Origin of the sequence: Cyanobium sp. NIES-981 (assembly GCF_900088535.1) — a bacterium.
In the GTDB taxonomy this organism is placed as follows: domain Bacteria; phylum Cyanobacteriota; class Cyanobacteriia; order PCC-6307; family Cyanobiaceae; genus NIES-981.
Genome location: NZ_LT578417.1, coordinates 1,611,462 through 1,630,572 on the forward strand (window position 1 = coordinate 1,611,462; position 19,111 = coordinate 1,630,572).

A 19,111-nucleotide genomic window follows, 5' to 3' on the forward strand; every position below is an offset into this window, starting at 1 on the left:
GTGGTGGATCGTCTGCGGTGAACCGTCCAAGATGAGCGCGTTGCCGACGCCCCTGTCCTCCACCCAGCCTGCCCGCGAGCCGTGCCCTCCACCGCCAGTCCCCGCGCCTGCCGACGAGCCGGTGCTCTGCGGCCACTGCGGTCGCACCGCCGGCAACGGCATCAGCTGCCAGGGCTACTGCGTGGCGGATTCGGGCTACTGATCGGTCTACAGGCGGCCGCTCTGCCCATGGCCGTGAGCCAGGCCCCGGCCCTCGGCAAGGGCTACGGGCGGTGGGAACGGCAGACCCATGACTGTGACCTGCGCATCAACCAGCAGGACTACGGCTGCCACGGTGTGCGTCTGGAGCAGAATCTCGCCGGCATGCTCAGCGTGCGCTTCCTGGCTGAGGGCCGTGATCCGAAGGTCGCCGCCGAGGACCTGCTGTTCGTGGGGGAGCTGCAGGACGGCCAGCCAGCCATGGCCTGTTCCGACGACGGGCACTGCGCGCCGCGCCAGCCCACCGCCCTGACGGTGAGCACGGTGGCGGGGAGCCGCTACGACAGGCGGGGGTTGATCCTCGAGCTGCCCCGGACCCACCTGGCCAGGGGGACCTGCACTCTGCAGCAGGGGAAGCTGCACTGTGAGGCGCGCAATCCCAGCGGGGGCCGCTGGATGGCCGAAGCCCGGCTGTGGTGATGCGCTGGCCCTCCCCGGGGCTGCGTTGTCACCGGCCCATCACCTCTTGGGCAGTCTCGGAACCGTTCTGGTGTCCGTCGAGGTGGCGCTCACAGGCTCCAGCCGGCTGGAGAGCTCCACTGAGCAGGGCGGTGAGGGGCAGCAGCAGCGCCAGGGCCCTGAACCCCGATCCGATGGCCGCAGCAGCCTGAAGGCCACGGGCATGGGGGCCACGGGCTTGAGGGCCATTGGATCGCATCATTCTTCTGAACCACGTCCCCATCACGCTATGCACGCTGCGGGGCCCTGGCGATGGATGTCACGACCTGCAGTCCCTGCTGCAGGACAAGTGCAGGGCAAGCCCAGGCCTGGAGCAGGACCGATCCCGCCGCGGAAGCCGCGGGTGGCCCAGGGCGCGCAGGCTGACCTCCCAGGCGAACCTCCCAGGCTGCCCTGCCAGGCCGGGTCGGAGGATCAGAGAAGAGGCGGCACCCAGATTCGAACTGGGGGTAAAGGATTTGCAATCCTCTGCCTTACCACTTGGCCATGCCGCCGGCTGGGGAGCAAACTCCCGTGAGCGGATCGTATCAGCCATGGCATGCCTGCCCCGCTGCTGGTTCTGAGCAACGGCCATGGCGAAGACCTGATCGCCCTGCGGGTGATCGAGGCTCTGCGGCAACGCCAGCCCGACCTGCTTCCGGCCGTGCTGCCGCTGGTGGGCGAGGGCGGCAGCTTTGAGAGCAGCGCCGCCCGCGGCCTGGTCCGGCTGCTGGGGCCGCGATGCCCCTTGCCCAGCGGAGGCTTCAGCAACCAGAGCCTGGCGGGACTGGGCCAGGATCTGCTTGCAGGCCTCGCCCAGCTGAGCTGGCAGCAGTGGCGCGTGCTGCAGGCCTGGTGCAGGAGCAACCCCGGCGGGTCGGTGCTGGCGATCGGCGATGTGCTCCCCCTCCTGCTGGCCTGGGCCTCGGGGGCGCCCTACGGCTTCATCGGCACCCCCAAGAGCGATTTCACCTGGACTTCCCCACCCCCCCGGGGCTGGCGCCCCACACCTGCGGCGGATGCGTACCACCGCTGCAAGGGCAGCGAATGGGACCCCTGGGAATGGATGCTGATGCGGCAGCGACGCTGTCGGCTGGTGGCCGTGCGCGACCGCCTCACGGCCCGGGGCCTGCGCCGGCGTGGCGTGCCCGCCCAGGCTCCAGGCAATCCGATGCTGGATCACCTCGGCTCAGCGCCACCCCCGCCCGCCTGGCTGCGCCGGCGGCGACGGCTGCTGCTCCTGCCCGGCAGCCGGGTGCCGGAATGCCTGCGCAATGCCAGCCGCCTGCTGGAGGTGCTGGTGCCATGGCAGCCCACCGCCGCCGCCACGCTGCTGATTGCCAGCACCAGCCGCCCGGAGCGGCAGGAATGGAATCAGCACCTGTGCCGCCACGGGCTGGAGCCAATCGCGCTGGGCTCCGACGCCGCAGCCCTCGGAGCCCACGCCGCCTGGCGGCGCGGGTGCCTGGAGGTGCTGCTCGGCTACGGCCGTTTTGCGCAGTGGGCCGGCTGGGCCGAGGTGGGACTGGCGAATGCCGGCACGGCCACCGAACAACTGGCCGGGCTGGGGGTGCCCGTGCTCTCCCTGCCGGGGCCGGGCCCCCAGTTCACCATCAACTTCGCGCGGCGGCAGAGCCGTCTGCTGGGAGGTGCAGTGCAGCCCTGCGCCGGACCGGCGGATCTGGCCCGGCGCCTCGAGCAGCTTCTCGACGATGGTGCTCTGCGGCGACACCTGGGCCAGCGGGGCCAGCGGCACATGGGGGAGGCCGGAGGCGGCGACCGCCTCGCCGCCCTGGTGGAAGAACGCCTGCTCCTTGGGATGATGCAGGGGTTCTGACACGGCAGCACCCATGGCGGGCATTCCCGATCGGGCCTACAACGCCGCCTGCGCCAGGCTGGCCAGCGCCATGGGGGTGAGCCTCGCCGCCGCCCGGCGTCGGGTGGAGGTGAAAGCCGCGGCGGCCGGCATCCGGGACACCGCCGGACGGCTGGGCCTCGCCGAAGAGCTGCTGACCGAGGCCACCTCCAGCAGCGCCGCCAGCCACGCGATGCTCTCCTCCCTGCTGGAGGCGGTGGGCAGCGACGAACACTTCATGCTGGAGGACTGACTGTCGGCAGGCCTCAGCGGTTGCCGCCGCTGGAGTGCTCGAACAGCAGATGGAAGCGCTGGCGATCGAGGTCGGCGAATACCGGCAGGCAGGTGAAGCAGCGCTGGGCCAGCTCCCAGCGCTCCTCGCGCCGCAGCATCCGTTCCAGCCGGTCGCGCGCCTGCAGCAGGTAGCGCACGTCGCCGGCGGCGTAGGCCAGCTGGGCCTCAGTGAGATCCTCCACCTCCCCCCAGTCCGAGCTCTGGGCGCGCTTGTCGAGCTCCACCCCCACCAGCTCCTGCACCACATCCTTGAGGCCGTGCCGGGGGCTGTAGGTGCGGGCCAGACGGCTGCCGATCTTGGTGCAGAAGATCGGATCCACGGCGATGCCGAGGTTCTCGGCCAGGGCGGCCACATCGAAGCGGGCGAAGTGGAACACCTTCTCGATGGCCGTGTTCTCCATCAGGGCCTGCAGGCGCGGGGCCGAGCGCTGACCCCGGCGGAGCCGGATGCAGCACACGTTGTCCGCGTCGTCGCAGATCTGCACCAGGCAGAGCCGGTCGCGGCCGTGGATCAGGCCCATCGCCTCGGTGTCCACCGCCAGGGCCCGCGCACCGGCGTAGAGCTCCGCCCAGTCGGCGTCGAGATCGCCGTCGAACACGGCGAACCGGGCCGGGGACGGCAGGTTGCTGGTGGGGGTGGTGGTCATGGCAGGGGCGGCGGTGCGGCGGCGGGCAGGTCCATGTTGAACGCCGCCCGCCTGCCTCCCCTCCAGAATGGGGGTGAAACGGCCAGGCCATGACCTCCAGCAGCTCCACCCTCGTGCTCACCCTGCTGCTGGCGGTGGGGCTGGTGTTCTTCCTGCGGGCCGCCAGCAAGGACCGCACCACCACCGTGGAGGTGCGCTCGTCGCGGCCACCCCTGGAGGTGCTCGACTGCCTCAGCACCTGGCTGCAGCAACGGGGCTGGATGGCGGAGGCCAGCGATCCCGACCAGCGCAGCCTCCGCTTCCGCGGCCAGGTGCGCTCCAGCGGCCTGCTGGCAGGCCTGCTGTCCCTGCTCGGGGCGGTGGGTGCGGGCTGCCTGGGCCTGGTGATCCGCCAGGTGCAGCCGTCCCTCGGCTGGTGGCCGTTGCTGCTCACCCTGCTGGGTCCCATGGCAGGCCTGATCTACAGCCGCCGCGCCGCCCGCGCTGAAACGCTGGAACTGCGGCTGATCAGCCACGACCTGGCCACGGGCAGCGCCCTGCGGCTGCGGGCCCACCGTGACGAACTCATCGCGATCGAGCTGGAGCTCGGGCCCCGGCTCGGGCTGTTCAGCGATGCCAATCTGTTGAGCTCCCCCATCTGAATCTCCCTCAGGATGGGGGCCGATGGGACGCGCCCCCTGGACTGCGTCCCCGCTGGTGTCATCCCATGCCGTTCCGCCCACCGAACCTGCGCCAGCCGGCCCTGCTGCTCGCGCTCACAGGGCTGCTGCTGGCTCCGGCCGCCGTCGCCCGGGCGCCGGTGATCCCCGAACCCGACCCCCTCACCGGACCCCGCAGCCGCCTCAGCGGCCAGAAGGACTGGATCGGTCTGCGCGCCCTGCCGGGCGACACCGAGATTCTGGTGATGGCCGGCCACGCCGATTCCCAGGGCATCGGCGGCGCCGGCACCGCCGGTGAAGCGGTGGATCGCCTCGGGGCCCGGCCGATGCAGCCCGGCATCCGCGACGAGCTCTACTGGAACCTGCTCACGGCCCGGGCCGTGGTGGCCCTGGGCCGCCAGCGGGGTCTGGCGATCCGGCTGTACGACCCTCCCGTGCGCACCATCGCCGATGGGGACGACCCGCGCACCAACTGGAGCGTCGGCAAGGCCCACGCGGCCCGGGGGGGCTACGCGCTGGAGATCCACTACGACGCCTACGGACCGGATGGGGTGGGCTCGGGGTTGATTCCACCCCTGCACCGCCAGCCCAGCCGGCTGGACGAGAGCCTGGCCCAGGCCTTCGGGGCCTACCCCCTGCGCTACCGCGAAGGGCTCGGGGCCCCCCGCCGCGGCATCGCGATCCTGGAGATCGGCAAGCTGGAGGGGCCGCTGGAGCGGGCCCTGCGCGATCCGCGCCGCCGCAACGCCACCATCGGCGCCATCGCCGAGCGGGTGGTGGCAGCCTTGGAGCGCGGGCTGGCTGAGCCCGCGGAGATGCCACCCGGAGGCGCCCCCATCCTGGCCACCCCCAGCCTGACCAGGCCGACGACCGCCGCGCCCCGCCCCGGCGGCAGCGGCCTCAGTTCACGGCCTGGTGAGGGGCGCAGCGTTCCTCCAGGGACCCGTCCTCCAGCCAGTCCTGGGGGCGGGTGAACAGGTCGGTGAGCAGGGCTTCCCTGCTGCCCTCCCCGGCGCTGTAGCCGTATTCCCAGCGCACCAGCGGCGGCAGGGACATCAGGATCGATTCCGTGCGGCCGTTGGTCTGCAGCCCGAAGATCGTGCCCCGGTCGAACACCAGGTTGAACTCCACGTAGCGGCCGCGCCGGTAGAGCTGGAACTGGCGCTCCCGATCCCCGAAGGGCGTGTGCTGGCGCTTCTCGGCGATCGGCACGTAGCTGGGCAGGAAGGCATGGCCGCAGGCGCTGGCCAGCTGGAACAGCTGCTCCCAGCTCTGGGGCAGAGGGCCCTGGCGCAGGCTGGCGGCGGCGGCAGGGCCCTCGGGATTCTGGCCCTTGTAGAGCACGCCCCGCGGGTCCTGGTAGTCGTAGAAGATCCCCCCCACGCCCCGGGTCTCCTGGCGGTGGCGCAGAAAGAAGTATTCGTCGCACCACGGCTTGAACACCGGGTAGTAGGCCGGGTTCACGCTGTCGCAGGCCCCCTTGAGGGTGCGATGGAAATGGCGGGCATCCTCCAGGAAGGGGTAGTAGGGGGTGAGGTCGGCGCCGCCGCCGAACCACCACACCGGCCCCGCCTCGAAGTAGCGGTAATTGAGGTGAACGGTGGGGATGTAGGGGTTGCGGGGATGCAGCACCATCGAGGTGCCGGTGGCGAACCAGGGATGCCCCTTGGCCTCGGGCCGCTGGCTGAGGATCGAGGGGGGCAGCTCCGAGCCCTGCACCTCCGAGAAGTTCACGCCCCCCTGCTCGAACACCCGGCCTTCCTTCATCACCCGGGAGCGGCCGCCGCCGCCCTCCGGCCGCTCCCAGCTCTCCTCGGCGAAGCGGCCCTCACCATCGAGCTGCTCGAGGCCGGCGCAGATCGAATCCTGCAGGCCGAGCAGCAGCTCGCGGGCCCTCTGGCGGGACCCCGCCGGCGGCGCCTCCAGGGCCGGCGCCTGCCCCCCGCCGCCGCCCTCGGCACCCACGTCCGCACTCCCGGCGGCCCCCAGCGTCGACTCGGCCTTGCGCATCACATCGCGCCCCACGGGCGCCTGAAACGGTTTCACCATTTCAGCCCGGACGGCCGGCCATCAAGTGTTCGAGAGGCTCTGTCATGCCAGCCAACCGGCTGATGCCTCCTAGGATCGCTCCTCCCTACGTGCTCCCCGGATGGCCACTGTCGAGCAGGCCCGTGCCGCCCTGAGCGGCCTCAAGGACGCGGGCAGCGGCCGTGGCGTGCTGGACCTGGGCTGGATCCAGGATCCGCGCCTGCAAGGGGAGCGGGCCGTGATCCGGCTGGCCCTGCCCGGCTTTGCCCAGAGCCAGCGGGATCGGATCGTCAGCGAGGCACGGCAGGCCCTGCTCGGCCTCGACGGCGTGCAGGACGTGCAGATCGAGCTGGCCCAGCCCGAGGCCGCGGGCCACAGCGGCGCCCCGATCGGTGCCGCCGGACATGGACCCGGCGGCCAGGGGCAGCTGCCCCAGCGCCAGCCGATTGCGGGCGTGAAGCAGGTGATCGCCGTGAGCAGCGGCAAGGGGGGCGTGGGCAAGAGCACGGTGGCCGTGAACCTGGCCTGTGCCCTGGCCCGCAGCGGCCTGCGGGTGGGCCTGCTCGACGCCGACATCTACGGGCCCAACGCGCCCACCATGCTCGGGGTGGCCGACCGCACCCCCGAAGTGAGCGGCGAGGGCGCCAGCCAGGAGCTGCAGCCGATCGAGACCTGCGGCATCGCCATGGTGTCGATGGGGCTGCTGATCGCGGAGAACCAGCCGGTGATCTGGCGCGGTCCGATGCTGAACGGGATCATCCGCCAGTTCCTTTACCAGGTGGCCTGGGGGGAACGCGATGTGCTGGTGGTGGACCTTCCCCCCGGCACCGGCGATGCCCAGCTCACCCTGGCCCAGGCGGTGCCGATGGCCGGCGTGATCGTGGTCACCACCCCCCAGGAGGTGTCCCTGGCCGATGCCCGCCGCGGCCTGGCGATGTTCCTGCAGATGGGGGTGCCGGTGCTGGGGGTGGTGGAGAACATGAGCGGGTTCATTCCCCCGGACGCGCCCGACAAGCTCTACCCGATCTTCGGGCAGGGGGGCGGGGAGCGGCTGGCCCGGGAGGCCGGCGTGCCTCTGCTGGCGGAGCTGCCGCTGGAGATGCCGGTGCGTGAGGCGGGCGATGGCGGCCGCCCGGTGGTGCTGACGGCGCCCGAGTCCGCGACGGCCCGGGGCTTCATGGCTCTGGCCGGCAGGGTGGCCTCCCTGGCGGCGGTGCCCGCCTGAGCGGATGGTGACCCTGCCGCGACGGAACCGGGGCCTGTTCTCGGCGGGCGGAGCGGCACGACGGCGTCCCCTGGCCAACGTGGACTGGTTCCTTTGGGGCATCCCCCTGGCGATGGTGCTGGTGGCCGGCGTGCTGATCGCCAGCACCCAGCGTCAGGCCAACTACGCCGACTGGTACCAGCACTGGATCACCGGCGCGGTGGGAATGGTGGTGGCGTTGCTGCTGGCCAGGCTTCCCCTGGAGCGCCTGCTGCCCTGGAAGTGGCCGGTCTTCGCCGTCATGGTGGCCAGCCTCATCGCCGTGCGGGTGGTGGGGGTGAGCGCCCTCGGCGCCCAGAGCTGGATCAACATCGGCGGCTTCTACGTGCAGCCCTCCGAGTTCGCCAAGCTCGGCGCGATCCTGCTGCTCGCGGATGTGCTGGCCAGGCACCCGGTGGAGCGGCCGGTGGACCTGATACGCCCGGTGGCCGTGATCGGCCTGCCCTGGTTGCTCGTGTTCATCCAGCCCGACCTCGGCAGTTCCCTGGTGTTCGGTGCGGTGCTGCTGGTGATGCTGTTCTGGGCCGGCATGCCGGCCGCCTGGGTGGTGCTGCTGCTCTCGCCGCTGGTGAGCGCCATCGCCTCGGGCACCGTGCCGTGGCTGCTGATCGGCTGGATCCCGCTGATGGGCTGGCTGGCCTGGACGTCGCTGCCCTGGAAGCGGGTGATGCTGGCGGTGGCCGTGGGCGTGCAGGCCCTGTTCGCCGTGCTCACCCCCTGGCTCTGGGAGCACGGGCTGCGGCCGCACCAGCGGGATCGGCTCACCCTCTTCCTGGACCCGGGCCAGGACCCGCTCGGCGGGGGCTACCACCTGCTGCAGAGCACGGTGGGCATCGGCAGCGGCCAGCTCTGGGGCACCGGCCTGATGCAGGGGTCCCTCACCAAGCTCCGGTTCATTCCCGAGCAGCACACCGATTTCATCTTCAGCGCCCTCGGCGAGGAGACCGGCTTCATCGGCTCGGCGCTGGTGGTAGCCGGCTTCGTGCTGTTGATGTGGCGGCTGCTGCAGATCGCCGGCAAGGCGCGAACCGATTACGAATCCCTGGTGGTGGTGGGAATCGGCGCGATGCTGATGTTCCAGGTGGTGGTGAACATCAACATGACGATCGGCCTCGGCCCCATCACCGGCATCCCCCTGCCGTTTCTGAGCTACGGCCGCTCGGCCATGCTGATGAACTTCATGGCCCTGGGGCTGTGCGCCTCCGTGGCGCGGCGGGGCCGAGCTTCGCCGAACCGCTGGTAGGGGAGGAGCGGATTGGCGAGCCTGCGCGAGCTGCGGCGCTGCCTCTGTGAGGGGGTGCCTCCCGGATCCAGCCGCGACGATGGTGTGCGGCGGCAGTGGTGGGCAGCCCTGGCCACCCTGCAGGAGGATTTTCTCCTGCCCCGGGGAAGCCTCTCAGGGCTCTGGCTGGCCGCCCCGCTGCCGGCTCTCTATGAGCCGGACCTGCTGCAGCAGTTGCAGGGATGGGTGTGGACACCTGGCCCCCTGGAGGCACTGCTGCCCCCGGGCGCGCCGCTGCTTCCCGGGGCAGCGGCAACACGCCAGGCCGGTGACGACCCGGCCAGTGGATTCCGGCGGTTGCCGCTCGAGGCCGACGACGGCAATGACCCGGTGCTGGTGCTCATCACTCCGCACCTGCAGGTGGCCCTCTGCCTGGACGGAGCCGCCGAGGCGCGGCGGCTGGTGGTGCGGTTCGACGCCGAAGTGCTCTCGCGGGCCCTCACCCTGATCCACGAGCGGCTGGAGTGCACCGATCAGCCCGCCGCGGCCGATCTGCGGGCCGCCGTGCAGCGCCTGGGCCCGCTCCACAGCGATCCCTCCCTCGGCGAACGGTTCTGGCCGCGCCTGGCCGACCGCCTGGCGGCCATCGCCCCGAGCCTCACGCTGCAGCCCCTGGTGGAGGAGCCGCGGCCACCGCAGGCCTCCCAGGCCGAGAGCCGGGCGGTGAAGACGGAACTGGCGCTGCTGGAGGCCCTCACCCACGAGGTGCGCACCCCCCTGGCCACCATCCGCACCCTGATCCGCTCCCTGCTGCGCCGCGGCGACCTGCCGGCCGTGGTGCGGCAGCGACTGGAGCATATCGATGGCGAATGCAGTGAGCAGATCGACCGCTTCGGCCTGATCTTTCTGGCCGCGGAGCTGCAGCGGCGGAGCGACCCGGCCCAGGCCCCCACCGACCATCCCCTGGCCCGCACCGACCTCAGCCAGCTGCTGGCCCAGCTCGAGGCGCTCTGGCAACGCCAGCTGGCCCGCCGTGATCTCACCCTGCGGCTCACGCTGGCCGATGGCCTGCCTGCCGTGCTCAGCGATCCAGCCCGGCTGGAAACGATGCTGGGCGGACTGATCGACCGCTTCAGCCGCAGCCTGCCGGCCGGCAGCACCGTGGTGGTGTCGCTGCAACCCGCCGGAGCACGGCTGAAGCTGCAGCTGAGTGGCGAGGGCACCGACCTGCAGCCCCTCGCCCCCTCCAGCCAGGCCACCGCCCGGGAGCTGGTGGGGCCGGTGCTGAGCTGGAACCCCACCACCGGCAGCCTGCAGCTGAGCCATCAGGCCACCCAGCAGCTGTTCGAGCGGATGGGGGGCCGGCTCACCGAACGCAGCGGCAACGGCCTCACGGTGTTCTTTCCGGTCTGCTGAGCTGGAGACAGCTGAGCTGCAGGCTCCTGAGCTGCAGGCTCCTGAGCGGGAGGGGTCTGAACGGGTTTGTTGACGGGTGTGAAGAGTGGAGCTGAGCCGCGAGAGGGAGCAAAAACACGGTGCTAGCTTCCCGCTGAAACAGTCTGCCGACACCTGAACCTCGTCATGACAGCAACGGCACTGAGCGGTCAACTTCCCAAGTACATCGGCAGCACCGGCGGCCTGCTCAACGCCGCTGAAACCGAAGAGAAGTACGCGATCACCTGGACCAGCTCCAAGGCCCAGGTGTTCGAACTGCCCACCGGTGGGGCGGCCGAAATGAACGAAGGCGAAAACCTCATGTATTTCGCCCGCAAGGAGCAGTGCCTCGCCCTCGGCACCCAGCTCCGCACCAAGTTCAAGCCCCGCATCGAGGACTACAAGATCTACCGCATCTTCCCCGGTGGCGATACCGAATATCTCCATCCCAAAGATGGTGTGTTCCCCGAAAAAGTGAACGAAGGTCGCCCCATCGTTGGCCACAATCCCCGCACCATCGGCGCCAACACCAACCCCGCCAATCTCAAGTTCACCGGCAAGAACACCTACGACGCCTGAGTCCCGAGGGACCCCGTCCAATCAACTCCTATAAAGGCGGGGCCCGGTGCCCCGTTTTTTTTGCCTGCCGGTTCTCCCATGTCCCCGTCCGATCGCTCCGACACCAGCGAACCCGGCTTCCCGGACGAGTCCTTCCCTGACCAGGCCTTCCTGGACCAGGTGGCGGCGGGCCACACCTTCATCCCCCTCTGGAAGCGCTGGCCCGCCGACCTGGAAACCCCGCTCACCACCTGGCTGAAGGTGGGCGCGGCCAGCAGCCATGGGGTGCTGCTGGAGTCGGTGGAGGGGGGCGAAAGGATCGGACGCTGGAGCTTCGTGGTGACCAACCCGCTCTGGATCCTCACCGCCCGCGGCCCCCAGGCGATCCGCCAGTGGCGCGATGGGCGCTGCGATGAGCTTGAGGGCAACCCCTTCGAGCTGCTGCGCACCTGCCTCCAGCCGCTCCAGAGCCCGCCGATTCCCGGGCTGCCGCCGGTGGGACAGCTGTTCGGCTTCTGGGGCTACGAGCTGATCCAGTGGATCGAGCCCAGCGTGCCCGTCCATGCCGTGCGTGCCCAGGCCCCCCCGGACGGCTGCTGGATGCTGGCCGACAGCCTGCTGGTGTTCGATCAGGTCAAGCGCCAGATCACCGCGATCGCCTACGCCGATCTCAGCGGTGGTGCCGATCCAGCCTCCGCCCATGCGGAGGCCGCAGCCAGGATCACGGCGCTGGAGGCGCAGATGCACGCCCCCCTGCCTGCAGACGTGGCTCCCCTCCAGTGGGACGAACGGAGCGGCAGTGACCTGGCCACCAGCAGCAACCGCAGCCAGGCGGACTTCGAGGCCGCCGTGGTGCAGGCCCGGGAGCACATCGCCGCCGGGGATGTCTTCCAGCTGGTGATCAGCCAGCGCCTCGAGACCTCGATCCGCCGGGATCCCTTCGAGCTCTACCGCAGCCTGCGGATGGTGAATCCATCGCCCTACATGGCGTTCTTCAACTTCGGCGGCTGGTACCTGATCGGGTCGAGTCCGGAGGTGATGGTGAAGGCCGACCCCCTGCCGGACGGAGGGATCAGGGCTTCGCTCCGGCCCATCGCCGGCACCCGTCCGCGGGGGGCGGACGAAGCCGAGGACCTGGCCCTGGAGGCCGACCTGCTGGCCGACCCGAAGGAACGGGCCGAGCACGTGATGCTGGTGGATCTGGGCCGCAACGATCTCGGGCGCGTCTGTCAGCCCGGCACGGTGAAGGTCACCGACCTGATGGTGATCGAGCGCTACTCCCACGTGATGCACATCGTGAGCCAGGTGGAGGGGCTCCTGGCCGAGGACCGCAGCGTGTGGGACCTGCTGATGGCGGCGTTCCCGGCAGGTACGGTCAGCGGCGCTCCCAAGATCCGGGCCATGCAGCTGATCCATGCCCTTGAACCTGATGCGAGGGGCCCCTACTCAGGCGTCTACGGCGCCGTGGATCTGGGCGGAGCCCTGAACACGGCCATCACCATCCGCACGATGGTGGTGCAACCCGGCGATGGGGGCACCTGGCGCGTGCAGGTGCAGGCGGGTGCCGGTCTGGTGGCGGATTCCAGGCCCACGGCCGAATACGAGGAAACCCTCAACAAGGCACGCGGCATGCTGAAGGCCCTGGCGTGTCTGGCGTGAATTCCTCTGAGGCCGCATCCATGCCCCCGGGATCGCCGCTGCTGCTCAAGGGTTTCGAAGTGGAGCTGTACACCGGCCGCGACGACGGCACGGTGGTGGGCTGCTCGGCTGAGGCCGCGGCGGCCCTGCCTGGCTTCGTGACCGAGCCCGACCACCGCAATCTGGAGTACATCACGGCCCCGGAGACGGACTACGACCGCCTGCTGGTCCTGCTGCTCGAACCACGCCAGCGGCTGCGGCACTGGCTGGGCCAGCGCGGCCTCACCCTGCTGCCCGGCAGCACCCTGAGCCTGGGTGACAGCGGCCATTTCGAGCGCTCCAACCCCCAGAACCCGTATCACGACTACATCGAGCACACCTACGGCACCCGCGTGGTGACGGCGAGCGTGCACATCAACCTCGGGCTGCGGGCGATGGAACCCCTCTTCGCCGGCCTGCGCCTGCTGCGCTGCGAGGCCTCGCTCCTGCTGGCCCTCAGTGCCAGCTCCCCCTTCCTGGATGGGGTCCCCACGGGCGCCCACTCCCAGCGCTGGCTGCAGTTCCCGCTCACGCCAGAGCAGGTGCCCCTGTTTCTCGATCACGGCCACTACATCCGCTGGATGGAACAGCAGCTGGAGGCCGGCACCATGCAGAACGTGCGGCACCTCTGGACCTCGGTGCGGCCCAACGGCGACGACCGCCCCTACGGCCTCAACCGGCTGGAGATCCGCATCTGCGATCTGGTGAGCGATCCCCTGGTGCTGCTGGCGATCACGGCCCTGGCGGAGCTGCGGCTCTGGCAGGTGCAGCGGGATCCCCAGCGCTGGGATCCCCTGCTGGCCAGCAGCCTGGACCGGGCCGAGCTGGCCCTGCTGGCCGATGCCAACGACAGGGCCGCGGCCCGCAGCAGCCTGGACGCCCAGCTGCGGGACTGGCGGGATGGCACGCCGATCCAGGCCCAGCAGTGGCTGGAGAGGCTGCTGGGCGAGGTGGCGCCGCTGGCGTCGGAGCTGGGCCTCACAGCCGTGCTGGCGCCGCTCGAGGGTGTGCTCCGCCACGGCAACCAGGCCATGACCTGGTTGCGGCAGCACCGGGAGGGAAGCACGATCCGTGCCATCCTGGGCGGAGAGGTGGCCTCCATGGCAGCCCAGGAGCTGCGCCTCTCCGCCATGACGGGCACAGACCCGGCTCTGGGTCTTTTGGGATGATCACCACCACACGCGACGATCGTCCAGCCTCCATGCGGCAGTTGGTGCCTTCCGTCGTTGAACCTTCCCCTCGCGCCACCCGTCTGCTCGGTGAGCGGATGGAGCTGGTCGAAGACCTGTGGCAGACCGTGCTCCGCAGCGAGTGCCCTCCGCACCATGCCGAGCGGCTGCTTCGCCTGAAACAGCTGAGTGATCCCACGGAGGGCGACACCGCCACCGTCGACAACGGCGCCGCCATCGTGCAGCTGATCCGCGAGATGGATCTGGCCGAAGCGATTGCGGCTGCCCGGGCCTTCTCCCTCTATTTCCAGCTGGTCAACATCCTCGAACAGCACATCGAGGAGGACAGCTACCTCGACAGCCTCAAGACCCTCCCCGAGCCTGTCTCGAGCGACCCTTTCCTGCCGCCGCTGGCCAGCCAGACCGAGCCGGCCACGTTCCGCCAGCTGTTCGAGCGGCTCCGCAACCTCAACGTGCCGCCGGCCCAGATCGAGAACCTGCTGCGGAATCTCGATCTGCGCCTGGTGTTCACGGCCCATCCCACCGAGATCGTGCGCCACACCGTGCGCCACAAGCAGCGGCGGGTGGCCACGTTGATTCAGAAGCTGGAGCAGGGCTCCGGCCTGAACCGGGTGGAACGGCAGAGCCTCCGCCTGCAGCTGGAGGAGGAGATCCGCCTCTGGTGGCGCACCGATGAACTGCACCAGTTCAAGCCCACCGTGCTCGATGAGGTGGATTACGCCCTGCACTTCTTCCAGGAGGTGCTGTTCGAGGCCATGCCCCTGCTGCGGCAGCGGGTGAGCGCCGCCCTGGCGGAGAGCTACCCCGATGTGGAGCCTCCCCGCGACGCGTTCTGCACCTACGGCTCCTGGGTGGGGGCCGACCGGGATGGCAATCCTTCGGTCACGCCGGACATCACCTGGCGCACGGCCTGTTTCCAGCGCCAGCTCATGCTGGAGCGCTACGTCAAGGCCGTGGGTGAGCTGCGGGACCAGCTCAGCATCTCCATGCAGTGGAGCCAGGTGAGTCCAGCGCTGCTGGAATCGCTCGAGATGGACCGGCTCCGCTTTCCCGAGATCTACGAGGAACGGGCCGCCCGCTACCGCCTCGAGCCCTACCGCCTCAAGCTGAGCTACGTGCTCGAGCGGTTGCGCCTCACCCAGGAACGCAACCAGCTGCTGGCCGACGCCGGCTGGGAGTCCCCCTGCGACGGACTCGCCTCCACCGCGCCGGTGCTGGGCGGTCTGGGGGGGGGCGCCGGCCTTCAGGAGCTCCACTACGCGGCGGTGGATGAGTTCCGCAACGATCTGGAACTGGTGCTCCAGAGCCTGGAGGGCACGGGGCTCAGCTGTGAATCGCTGCAGCACCTGATCAGCCAGGTGCAGATCTTTGCCTTCTGCCTCGCCAGCCTGGACATCCGCCAGGAGAGCACCCGCCACAGCGACGCGCTCGATGAGCTGAGCCGCTACCTGCAGCTGCCCGTTCCCTACGGCGAAATGGACGAGGAGCAACGGGTGGCCTGGCTCCTGGGGGAGCTGCAGACCCGCCGCCCCCTCTTCCCGCCCGCCGCCAGCTGGAGCGCTGCCACCACCGAGACCTTCGCGGTGCTGCGGATGGTGCAACGGCTGCAGCAGGAGTTCGGCACCCGCATCTGCAGCACCTACGTGATCTCCATGAGTCACACGGTGTCCGATCTGCTGGAGGTGCTGCTGCTGGCCAAGGAGGCGGGCCTGGTGGATCCGGTGGCCCAGAGTTCCAGCCTGCTGGTGGTGCCCCTGTTCGAAACGGTCGAGGACCTGCAGGGGGCCCCGGCGGTGATGGGGCAGCTGTTCAGCCAGCCCTTCTACCGGCGCCTGCTCGCCACCAGTGACGCCAGCCAACCGCTCCAGGAAGTGATGCTGGGCTATTCCGACAGCAACAAGGATTCCGGCTTCCTCTCCAGCAACTGGGAGATCCACAAGTCCCAGATCGCGCTGCAGCAGCTCGCCACCCAGCACGACGTGGCGCTGCGCATCTTCCACGGCCGCGGCGGCTCGGTGAGCCGCGGCGGCGGGCCGGCCTACCAGGCGGTGCTGGCCCAGCCCAGCGGCACCCTGAGCGGCCGGATCAAGATCACCGAACAGGGGGAGGTGCTGGCCTCCAAGTACTCCCTGCCCGAGCTGGCCCTCTACAACCTCGAGACCCTCACCACGGCCGTGCTGCAGAACAGCCTGGTGAGCACCCCGGTGGACAACACCCCCACCTGGAACGAGCTGATGGGGCGCCTGGCGGCCCGCTCCCGCGACTTCTACCGCGCCCTGGTGCACGACAACCCCGATCTGGTGGCCTTCTTCCAGCAATGCACCCCGATCGAGGAGATCAGCAAGCTGCAGATCTCCAGCCGGCCGGCCCGCCGCAAGAGCGGTGCCAAGGACCTCTCCAGCCTGCGGGCCATCCCCTGGGTGTTCGGCTGGACCCAGAGCCGCTTCCTTCTGCCCAGCTGGTTCGGGGTGGGGGCCGCTCTGCGCGAGGAGCTCGACCACGACCCCGAGCAACTGGAGCTGCTGCGGCTGCTCTACCAGCGCTGGCCGTTCTTCCGGATGCTGATCTCCAAGGTGGAGATGACCCTCTCCAAGGTGGACATCGACCTGGCCCATCACTACGTGCAGGCCCTGGGCCGGCCAGAGCGGCGCGAAGCCTTCGAGCAGATCTTCCAGACCATCGCCGCAGAGTTCGATCTGACCCGCGATCTGGTGCTGGCCATCACCGGCCATCAGCGGCTGCTCGATGGCGATCCGGCCCTGCAGCTCTCGGTGGATCTGCGCAACCGCACGATCGTTCCCCTGGGCTTCCTGCAGGTGGCCCTGCTGCGCCGGCTGCGGGACCAGAACCGGCAACCACCCATGCGCGAAGCTACGGGAAGCGGTTCCGATGGCCGCACCTACAGCCGCAGTGAACTGCTGCGGGGTGCCCTGCTCACCATCAACGGCATCGCTGCCGGCATGCGCAACACCGGCTGACCCATCGCACGCGATCACCCTGGGCTCCCTGTTGATCCCCTTTCGTCCGCAGACACCGCCCCCCCGGCTGCAGGAGGGCTACAGCCTGCTGTCCAACCCCTGGCCGGCGGCTGAGGTTCTCAACGGGCTGATCACGGCATCGGGAGAAGCCCCCAGGTCGCCGGAGCGCTGGCAACGGGCGCTGGAGCGGAGTGTCTGGCATCTGGGGGTCGCCGGGCCCGAGGGCACGGTGGTGGGCTTCGTACGCGCCACGAGCGACCTGGCCCTCAACGCCAACCTCTGGGATCTGTGCACCGATCCGAATGATGCCAACCGCGATCAGGTGATGCGGGCGTTGGTGCAGGCCTCCCTGGGGCGGCTGCGCCGGGAACTCTCCGGGTGCAGCGTGTCGCTCTCGGCCCCGCCCGAAGCCCTCCGGGCCCTCGAACGCCAGGGCTTCATCGTCGATCCGGGGGGGATCCGGGCCATGGGGCTGAAGCTCTGAAGGCACCTCTGCAGGCACCTTGACGGCCCCTGGAAAGGGCGACGACGGGCCAGGCCAGGAGAGGGGGACGGCCTGAGCCGTCTGCCGGCCACAAAAATCCCCCCCGACCGCAGCCGGGAGGGAGCAGGGCACAGGACTGGCCAACGACGAGCATGGAGGGACTCGAACCCCCGACATTCAGAACCGGAATCTGACGCTCTATCCAACTGAGCTACATGCCCAGATGCCCGCGGGCCGGAACCAGGGGTCCGGGCTCCATCCCCAGCCTCGCGAACTGGTGGAGTGGGCGTCTGCGGGTGGTGACCGCACCAGGGCTACCTTAGCCGCTCACCGCCTCAGGACCCATCCGGCTGGAACGCCTCGAGCTGCTGCAGTTCCGCAACATCACGCGGCTGGAGCTGAACCTGGAGGCCCCCCGGCTGCTGGTGCTCGGCCCCAATGGCGAGGGCAAATCCAACCTGCTGGAGGGGGTGGAGCTGCTGGGGTCCCTGCGCAGCCACCGCACCGGCTCCGACCGGGATCTGATCCAGCAGGGGTGCAGCCACGCCCGGATCCGGGGCCTCACCGCCAGCGGCGAGCAGCTCCAGCTGGACCTGCGTCCCCGGGGAGGGCGCCAGGCGCGGCGCAACGGCAAACCCCTGGAACGGCAGCTCGACCTGCTCAGCGACCTGCGCTGTGTCAGCTTCAGCGCCCTGGATCTGGAGCTCGTGCGGGGGGAGCCCGCTGGCCGGCGTCAGTGGCTCGACCGGGTGGTGCTGCAGCTCGAACCGCTCTACGGCGATCTGCTCAGCCGCTACGGCCGGCTGCTGCGCCAGCGCAGTCAGCTGCTGCGACGGGGGATGGGGCGGGACCAGGCGGGGCTGCTGGATGCGTTCGATCAGCAGATGGCCCTGGTGGGAACGCGGCTGCATCGCCGCCGCCATCGGGCCCTGCAACGGCTTCACCCCCTGGCGGCCCAGTGGCAGGAGCGCCTCAGCGGCGGGCGGGATGCGCTCGCCATCGCCTACCGCAGCGGCACCCGGCTGGAGGGGGACGAGGCCGAGGAGCCCTGGCGGGCCGCCCTCAGCAGCCAGCTGGCGGCCCAGCGCGACACCGAGCTCCGCCTGGGCCAGTGCAGCGTGGGGCCCCACCGGGATGAGGTGGCCTTCACCCTCGGCGACCAGCCGGCGCGGCGCTACGGCTCAGCCGGGCAGCAACGCACCCTGGTTCTCGCCCTGAAGCTGGCGGAACTGGACCTGGTGCGCAGCGTGGTGGGGGAACCGCCGCTGCTGCTGCTGGATGACGTGCTGGCCGAACTCGACCCGACCCGCCAGCAGCTGCTGCTCGAGGCCGTGGGCGAGGGCCACCAGTGCCTGGTGAGTGCCACCCATCTGGGGGCCTTCAGCGATGGCTGGCAGCAGCGCAGCCAGATCGTGCATCTGCGCGCCGGCGCCCTGAGGGCAGCGATCTGAGGCCGCGGCCCAGGTCCGAGGCGCCGCGGCGGGAACTTCACGTATGGTGGGCGGCTTGTGCGGTCGGATTCGATGACCCAGACCCTTCCCTGCCTCCACCCCCACCCCGGATGGAGTGCAACCCCTGCCGCCCCTGTCGCGGAACCCCTGCCTCACCAGATCTCCGACACGGTCGGAAAACACTGCATTCTTGAGCTCTACGGCTGCGACACCGCCAAGCTCAACGACGAAGCTTTTCTCAGGGACACCATCACCGCCGCTGCGAAGCGTGCTGGTGCCACCCTCCTCAACCTGATCACCCACCGATTCGAACCCCAGGGCGTCACCGGACTGGCCCTGCTCGCGGAATCCCATATCTCAATCCACACCTGGCCGGAGTCCGGCTACGCGGCGGTGGATGTGTTCACCTGCGGCGACCACACCATGCCGGAGCGGGCCTGTGCCGTGCTCGCCGGCGAACTGGCCGCCAGCCACCACAAGCTCACGAGCTTCCGGCGTGAAACCCCCGGGGCCATCGCCGCGGAGGAACGCCAGCCGGCCCTGGCAGCCTGAGCCCGAGAGCCGTGCTGCGGAAACTCAGCCCCCTTCCGGGGGCTTTGTTGTCAGCCCCCTTCCGGGGGTTTTGCTGTCCGTTGATCGCGTGGCGTGTAGATGGGGGGTGTTGATGGGGGGTG

Annotated in this window: 18 protein-coding genes and 2 tRNA genes; 16 read left to right on the forward strand and 4 right to left on the reverse strand. The window is 70.1% G+C overall.

The annotated features are described in order from the left end of the window. Positions 1-31: 31 nt before the first annotated feature. Positions 32-202, forward strand: a complete 171-nt coding sequence (locus tag CBM981_RS08305; RefSeq protein ID WP_157665383.1) for a hypothetical protein — start codon at positions 32-34, stop codon at positions 200-202. 26 nt (positions 203-228) lie between these two features. Next, positions 229-678 (forward strand): hypothetical protein, encoded by a 450-nt coding sequence (locus CBM981_RS08310; RefSeq protein ID WP_087068022.1) that lies wholly within the window; start codon positions 229-231, stop codon positions 676-678. A 462-nt stretch (positions 679-1,140) separates the two neighbouring features. Here the strand turns inward: CBM981_RS08310 and CBM981_RS08320 are convergent. Next, positions 1,141-1,211: transfer RNA gene (locus CBM981_RS08320), tRNA-Cys, on the reverse strand. Between the two features lie 44 nt (positions 1,212-1,255). On the opposite strand from CBM981_RS08320, the gene CBM981_RS08325 reads away from it, so the two are divergent. Both CBM981_RS08325 and CBM981_RS08330 read left to right on the forward strand, forming a co-directional pair. After that, positions 1,256-2,533: a lipid-A-disaccharide synthase-related protein gene (locus CBM981_RS08325; protein ID WP_172820852.1), complete on the forward strand. Its 1,278-nt coding sequence runs from the start codon at positions 1,256-1,258 to the stop codon at positions 2,531-2,533. 13 nt (positions 2,534-2,546) lie between these two features. Further along, positions 2,547-2,804 carry a hypothetical protein gene (locus CBM981_RS08330; protein ID WP_087068024.1) on the forward strand — a complete coding sequence of 86 codons (258 nt, stop codon included), beginning with the start codon at positions 2,547-2,549 and terminating at the stop codon, positions 2,802-2,804. 13 nt (positions 2,805-2,817) lie between these two features. On the opposite strand, the gene CBM981_RS08335 is transcribed toward CBM981_RS08330, so the two are convergent. After that, positions 2,818-3,492: a ribonuclease D gene (locus CBM981_RS08335; RefSeq protein ID WP_087068025.1), complete on the reverse strand. Its 675-nt coding sequence runs from the start codon at positions 3,490-3,492 to the stop codon at positions 2,818-2,820. Positions 3,493-3,581: 89 nt separating this feature from the next. Between CBM981_RS08335 and CBM981_RS08340 the strand changes: the two genes are divergently transcribed. Further along, on the forward strand, positions 3,582-4,133 hold the full coding sequence (locus CBM981_RS08340) for a cofactor assembly of complex C subunit B (protein ID WP_087068026.1): 552 nt from the start codon (positions 3,582-3,584) through the stop codon (positions 4,131-4,133). Between the two features lie 65 nt (positions 4,134-4,198). After that, positions 4,199-5,125, forward strand: coding sequence for a dehydrogenase (locus tag CBM981_RS08345; protein WP_225867313.1), 927 nt, complete (start codon positions 4,199-4,201; stop codon positions 5,123-5,125). On the opposite strand, the gene hemF is transcribed toward CBM981_RS08345, so the two are convergent. After that, entirely contained in the window at positions 5,052-6,200 is a 1,149-nt protein-coding gene (gene hemF / locus CBM981_RS08350; RefSeq protein WP_225867314.1) for an oxygen-dependent coproporphyrinogen oxidase, read from the reverse strand. The two genes, CBM981_RS08345 and hemF, sit on opposite strands and share 74 nt — an antisense overlap. Before the next feature lie 100 nt (positions 6,201-6,300). On the opposite strand from hemF, the gene CBM981_RS08355 reads away from it, so the two are divergent. From CBM981_RS08355 to CBM981_RS08390, 8 genes are all read left to right on the forward strand, one after another. Further along, on the forward strand, positions 6,301-7,404 hold the full coding sequence (locus CBM981_RS08355) for an Mrp/NBP35 family ATP-binding protein (RefSeq protein WP_087068027.1): 1,104 nt from the start codon (positions 6,301-6,303) through the stop codon (positions 7,402-7,404). Between the two features lie 4 nt (positions 7,405-7,408). Then, a complete protein-coding gene (gene rodA / locus CBM981_RS08360; RefSeq protein WP_087068028.1) occupies positions 7,409-8,686 on the forward strand; it encodes a rod shape-determining protein RodA in 1,278 nt (425 codons plus the stop codon). Positions 8,687-8,698: 12 nt separating this feature from the next. Continuing rightward, on the forward strand, positions 8,699-10,081 hold the full coding sequence (locus CBM981_RS08365) for a HAMP domain-containing sensor histidine kinase (RefSeq protein ID WP_087068029.1): 1,383 nt from the start codon (positions 8,699-8,701) through the stop codon (positions 10,079-10,081). A gap of 165 nt (positions 10,082-10,246) precedes the next feature. Continuing rightward, a complete protein-coding gene (locus CBM981_RS08370) occupies positions 10,247-10,678 on the forward strand; it encodes a photosystem I reaction center subunit II PsaD (protein WP_087068030.1) in 432 nt (143 codons plus the stop codon). 78 nt (positions 10,679-10,756) lie between these two features. Continuing rightward, complete coding sequence (locus tag CBM981_RS08375) at positions 10,757-12,316, forward strand: anthranilate synthase component I family protein (RefSeq protein WP_087068031.1); 1,560 nt, start codon at positions 10,757-10,759, stop codon at positions 12,314-12,316. Positions 12,317-12,336: 20 nt separating this feature from the next. Further along, positions 12,337-13,503 (forward strand): glutamate--cysteine ligase, encoded by a 1,167-nt coding sequence (gene gshA, locus CBM981_RS08380; protein ID WP_087068032.1) that lies wholly within the window; start codon positions 12,337-12,339, stop codon positions 13,501-13,503. A gap of 32 nt (positions 13,504-13,535) precedes the next feature. Then, complete coding sequence (gene ppc, locus CBM981_RS08385; RefSeq protein ID WP_087069298.1) at positions 13,536-16,502, forward strand: phosphoenolpyruvate carboxylase; 2,967 nt, start codon at positions 13,536-13,538, stop codon at positions 16,500-16,502. 31 nt (positions 16,503-16,533) lie between these two features. Further along, positions 16,534-16,986, forward strand: a complete 453-nt coding sequence (locus CBM981_RS08390) for a GNAT family N-acetyltransferase (RefSeq protein ID WP_087068033.1) — start codon at positions 16,534-16,536, stop codon at positions 16,984-16,986. A gap of 147 nt (positions 16,987-17,133) precedes the next feature. Here CBM981_RS08390 and CBM981_RS08395 read toward each other — a convergent pair. Beyond that, positions 17,134-17,207 (reverse strand) — tRNA-Arg (locus tag CBM981_RS08395). 144 nt (positions 17,208-17,351) lie between these two features. On the opposite strand from CBM981_RS08395, the gene recF reads away from it, so the two are divergent. Together recF and speD are read left to right on the forward strand one after the other, a co-directional pair. After that, complete coding sequence (gene recF / locus CBM981_RS08400; protein ID WP_369801693.1) at positions 17,352-18,437, forward strand: DNA replication/repair protein RecF; 1,086 nt, start codon at positions 17,352-17,354, stop codon at positions 18,435-18,437. 72 nt (positions 18,438-18,509) lie between these two features. Further along, positions 18,510-18,989: an adenosylmethionine decarboxylase gene (speD, locus tag CBM981_RS08405; protein WP_087068035.1), complete on the forward strand. Its 480-nt coding sequence runs from the start codon at positions 18,510-18,512 to the stop codon at positions 18,987-18,989. Positions 18,990-19,111 lie beyond the last annotated feature (122 nt).